This window comes from Amycolatopsis sp. NBRC 101858 (assembly GCF_030269325.1).
GTDB lineage: Bacteria > Actinomycetota > Actinomycetes > Mycobacteriales > Pseudonocardiaceae > Amycolatopsis > Amycolatopsis ponsaeliensis.
Genome location: NZ_BSTD01000011.1, coordinates 1 through 4,949 on the forward strand (window position 1 = coordinate 1; position 4,949 = coordinate 4,949).

Consider the following 4,949-nt stretch of genomic DNA (forward strand, 5'->3'; position numbering starts at 1 on the left):
GTAAGTTCGGCGGTGTCCTACTCTCCCACAACCCTTCGGCTGCAGTACCATCGGCGCTATCAGGCTTAGCTTCCGGGTTCGGAATGGGACCGGGCGTTTCCCTGACGCTAAAACCACCGAAACACTACGAAACAACCACACCCCCAACAAAAGGGGCCGTGTGGTGTTTCAGAACCGTAGAGTGGATGCGTAACACCTTCGTAGACAAGTCCTCGGCCTATTAGTACCAGTCAACTCGACAACACATTACTGCGCTTCCATTTCTGGCCTATCAACCCAATGGTCTATTGGGAGCCTTAACCCACAAAGGGTGGGATACCTCATCTTGGAACAGGCTTCCCGCTTAGATGCCTTCAGCGGTTATCCCTTCCGAACGTGGCCAACCAGCCATGCCCTTGGCAGAACAACTGGCACACCAGAGGTTCGTCCGTCCCGGTCCTCTCGTACTAGGGACAGCCTTCCTCAAGTATCCTACGCGCGCGGCGGATAGGGACCGAACTGTCTCACGACGTTCTAAACCCAGCTCGCGTGCCGCTTTAATGGGCGAACAGCCCAACCCTTGGGACCTACTCCGGCCCCAGGATGCGACGAGCCGACATCGAGGTGCCAAACCATGCCGTCGATATGGACTCTTGGGCAAGATCAGCCTGTTATCCCCGGGGTACCTTTTATCCGTTGAGCGACACCCCTTCCACCAGGAGGTGCCGGATCACTAGTCCCGACTTTCGTCCCTGCTCGACATGTCTGTCTCACAGTCAAGCTCCCTTGTGCACTTGCACTCAACACCTGATTGCCAACCAGGCTGAGGGAACCTTTGGGCGCCTCCGTTACTCTTTAGGAGGCAACCGCCCCAGTTAAACTACCCATCAGGCACTGTCCCTGAACCAGATCATGGCCCGAGGTTCAGATTCCCAATTCGACCAGAGTGGTATTTCAACAACGACTCCACACCCACTAGCGTGAGCGCTTCACAGTCTCCCACCTATCCTACACAAGCCGAACCGAAAACCAATACCAAACTATAGTAAAGGTCCCGGGGTCTTTCCGTCCTGCCGCGCGTAACGAGCATCTTTACTCGTAGTGCAATTTCGCCGGGCCTGTGGTTGAGACAGCCGGAAAGTCGTTACGCCATTCGTGCAGGTCGGAACTTACCCGACAAGGAATTTCGCTACCTTAGGATGGTTATAGTTACCACCGCCGTTTACTGGCGCTTAAATTCTCAGCTTCACCCACCAAAGTGGATTAACCGGTCCTCTTAACGTTCCAGCACCGGGCAGGCGTCAGTCCATATACATCGTCTTGCGACTTCGCATGGACCTGTGTTTTTAGTAAACAGTCGCTTTCCGCTGGTCTCTGCGGCCACCCACCCCTAGCCTGCAAGAAGCTTCAGGATGTTTGGCCCCCCTTCTCCCGAAGTTACGGGGGCATTTTGCCGAGTTCCTTAACCACAGTTCACCCGATCGCCTTGGTATTCTCTACCTGACCACCTGTGTTGGTTTGGGGTACGGGCCGTGCATGCACTCACTAGAGGCTTTTCTCGGCAGCATAGGATCACTCTACTTCGCCTCAAACGGCTACGCATCACGTCTCAGCCTCATGGAACACGGATTTGCCTATGTTCCGGCCTACACGCTTACACCAGTACTACCACTCACTGGCGGAGCTACCTTCCTGCGTCACCCCATCGCTTGACTACTACGAAATCAGGTCCCACGCTCCACACACACCCCTCCATCCGAAGACTTCAGAGCATGGCTTTGGGTGGTTAGTATCAAACGCCTCGTCATGGGCGCACATGCTCGGGTACGGGAATATCAACCCGTTGTCCATCGACTACGCCTGTCGGCCTCGCCTTAGGTCCCGACTTACCCTGGGCGGATTAGCCTGGCCCAGGAACCCTTGGTCATCCGGCGGCAGAGTTTCTCACTCTGCATTCGCTACTCATGCCTGCATTCTCACTCCCACACCCTCCACCGCTAGCTTCCGCCACGGCTTCCCTGGATGCAGGACGCTCCCCTACCCATCAACACGACTACACACAAACATCAAGTGCTTGCATGGATCTAATGTGTCAATGACACAGCTTCGGCGGTGTGCTTAAGCCCCGCTACATTGTCGGCGCAGGACCACTTGACCAGTGAGCTATTACGCACTCTTTCAAGGGTGGCTGCTTCTAAGCCAACCTCCTGGTTGTCTGGGCAATCCCACATCCTTTCCCACTGAGCACACACTTAGGGGCCTTAGCTGGTGTTCTGGGCTGTTTCCCTCTCGACGACGAAGCTTATCCCCCGCCGTCTCACTGCCGCGCTCTCACTTATTGGTATTCGGAGTTTGGTTGATTTCGGTAACCCGGTAAGGCCCCTAGACCATCCAGTAGCTCTACCCCCAACAAGAAACACGCGACGCTGCACCTAAATGCATTTCGGGGAGAACCAGCTATCACGGAGTTTGATTGGCCTTTCACCCCTACCCACAGCTCATCCCCTCAGTTTTCAACCTAAGTGGGTTCGGGCCTCCACGACGTCTTACCGTCGCTTCACCCTGGCCATGGGTAGATCACTCCGCTTCGGGTCTAGACCACGCGACTCATTCGCCCTATTCAGACTCGCTTTCGCTACGGCTACCCCACACGGGTTAACCTCGCCACGCAGCACTAACTCGCAGGCTCATTCTTCAAAAGGCACGCCATCACCATTACAGCTCTGACGGCTTGTAGGCACACGGTTTCAGGTACTCTTTCACTCCCCTCCCGGGGTACTTTTCATCTTTCCCTCACGGTACTCGTCCGCTATCGGTCTTCAGGAAGTATTTAGGCTTACCGGGTGGTCCCGGCAGATTCACAGCAAATTCCACGAGCTCGCTGCTACTCGGGAACACCAAACAAACAATCAACAACACGTTTTCGCGTACGGGGCTCTCACCCACTCCGGCCGCCCATCCCAAGGCGTTCCACTAACATGCGCGATCATTCCGAGGACTGTCAGATCCTCGACGCTGGGTCCCACAACACCGCATACACAACGCCTGACAGCTTGACATGTACACGGTTTAGCCTCTTCCGCTTTCGCTCGCCACTACTCACGGAATCACGGTTGTTTTCTCTTCCTACGGGTACTGAGATGTTTCACTTCCCCGCGTTCCCTCCACACACCCTATATATTCAGGTGCGGGTAACACCACATCACTGGTGCTGGGTTTCCCCATTCGGAAATCCTCGGATCACAGCTCGGTTGACAGCTCCCCGAGGCTTATCGCAGCCTCCTACGTCCTTCATCGGCTCCTGAAGCCAAGACATCCACCATGTGCCCTTAACAACTTGACCACAAAGATGCTCGCATCCACTCTACAGTTCTCAAACACCACACCAGAAACAAACGTCCCTCTGGGGCAGAGCCCCCAAGGCGTGTTGCCTCAGGACCCAACAGTGTGCATAGCGAACAACCGACTCCCAAGGCGCCGGCTCCACTTTCCACGCGGTCACCCGCAGTACTCATCGAGGCATTGCCAACCAGAATCAGCCTTAACCAGTAGTTCCACAATTCCTTGAGCAACCAAAGCAACACCACATTCGGGTGTTAAACCCTGGCCACTCCCGACCGTAGCCGGGATGTGTTGTGCTCCTTAGAAAGGAGGTGATCCAGCCGCACCTTCCGGTACGGCTACCTTGTTACGACTTCGTCCCAATCGCCAGTCCCACCTTCGACCACTCCCTCCCCTTACGGGGTTGGGCCATGGGCTTCGGGTGTTACCGACTTTCATGACGTGACGGGCGGTGTGTACAAGGCCCGGGAACGTATTCACCGCAGCGTTGCTGATCTGCGATTACTAGCGACTCCGACTTCACGCAGTCGAGTTGCAGACTGCGATCCGAACTGAGACCGGCTTTAAGGGATTCGCTCCACCTCGCGGTATCGCAGCCCTCTGTACCAGCCATTGTAGCATGTGTGAAGCCCTGGACATAAGGGGCATGATGACTTGACGTCATCCCCACCTTCCTCCGAGTTGACCCCGGCAGTCTCCCACGAGTCCCCGCCATAACGCGCTGGCAACGTAGGATAAGGGTTGCGCTCGTTGCGGGACTTAACCCAACATCTCACGACACGAGCTGACGACAGCCATGCACCACCTGTACACCAACCACAAGGGAAGCCCCATCTCTGGGGATGTCTGGCGCATGTCAAGCCCAGGTAAGGTTCTTCGCGTTGCATCGAATTAATCCACATGCTCCGCCGCTTGTGCGGGCCCCCGTCAATTCCTTTGAGTTTTAGCCTTGCGGCCGTACTCCCCAGGCGGGGCGCTTAATGCGTTAGCTACGGCACGGACAACGTGGAATGTCGCCCACACCTAGCGCCCAACGTTTACAGCGTGGACTACCAGGGTATCTAATCCTGTTCGCTCCCCACGCTTTCGCTCCTCAGCGTCAGTATCGGCCCAGAGACCCGCCTTCGCCACCGGTGTTCCTCCTGATATCTGCGCATTTCACCGCTACACCAGGAATTCCAGTCTCCCCTACCGAACTCAAGTCTGCCCGTATCGACCGCACGCTCCACGTTAAGCGTGGAGATTTCACGGCCGACGCGACAAACCGCCTACGAGCTCTTTACGCCCAATAAATCCGGACAACGCTCGCACCCTACGTATTACCGCGGCTGCTGGCACGTAGTTAGCCGGTGCTTCTTATCCAGGTACCGTCACTTGCGCTTCGTCCCTGGCGAAAGAGGTTTACAACCCGAAGGCCGTCATCCCTCACGCGGCGTCGCTGCATCAGGCTTGCGCCCATTGTGCAATATTCCCCACTGCTGCCTCCCGTAGGAGTCTGGGCCGTGTCTCAGTCCCAGTGTGGCCGGTCACCCTCTCAGGCCGGCTACCCGTCGTCGCCTTGGTAGGCCATTACCCCACCAACAAGCTGATAGGCCGCGGGTTCATCCTGCACCGCCAGAACTTTCAAC

Annotated in this window: 3 rRNA genes; all 3 read right to left on the reverse strand. The window is 56.3% G+C overall.

Annotated elements, in window-relative coordinates:
* Positions 1-4 precede the first annotated feature (4 nt).
* Positions 5-121 (reverse strand): 5S ribosomal RNA (gene rrf, locus QSK39_RS52885).
* 79 nt (positions 122-200) lie between these two features.
* Positions 201-3,322 (reverse strand): 23S ribosomal RNA (locus QSK39_RS52890).
* A gap of 303 nt (positions 3,323-3,625) precedes the next feature.
* A 16S ribosomal RNA gene (locus tag QSK39_RS52895) occupies positions 3,626-4,949 on the reverse strand; the annotation flags it as partial.